Annotated in this window: 1 pseudogene; it reads right to left on the bottom strand. The window is 46.8% G+C overall.

From position 1 onward, the window contains the following. Positions 1 to 536 (bottom strand): annotated as a pseudogene (locus IEX62_RS23630) (IS3 family transposase); the annotation flags it as partial.

The raw sequence follows: 536 nt of genomic DNA on the forward strand, positions 1-536 counted from the left end.
ATACACAAATCGTTCGCCCGCACGAATATACGTAATGTCGGTGACCAGCTTCGTTCGCGGCGTATCCGCTTGAAACTGTCGCTCTAATCGGTTCGGATGCACCACGGAAGCTTGTTTTCCAAAGAATCGACGTTTCTTTCGAATCACCGAGCGAATACCGAGTTTCTTCATGAGTCGGTAAACCTTTTTGTGATTCACTCGAAGCCCTTCTCTGCGCAACGCGATCGTCATTCGCAAATAACCAAAGTACGGATGTACACGATGGATGGCAAGGAGATGCGATTCGACTTCATCGTCTCGCTGTCTGCGCTCGTTGGCGGTGACTCGACGGGTTCTCCATTTGTAGTAACCGGAACCGGAAACATTAGCAATCTTCAAGAGCCAAGTCAGACTATACCGCGCTCGAAGCTCCTCTATGATTTGAAATCGTTTCGCTTTACTCGTCACTCCTTGTGTAGATTGGGATACTGCTTTTTTAAATATTCATTCTCTGCTTTCAAATAGGCGATTTCTTCTTCCAGACTAGAAAACGTCGT

It is taken from the genome of Paenibacillus hunanensis, assembly GCF_014645615.1.
Lineage (GTDB): Bacteria > Bacillota > Bacilli > Paenibacillales > Paenibacillaceae > Saccharibacillus > Saccharibacillus hunanensis.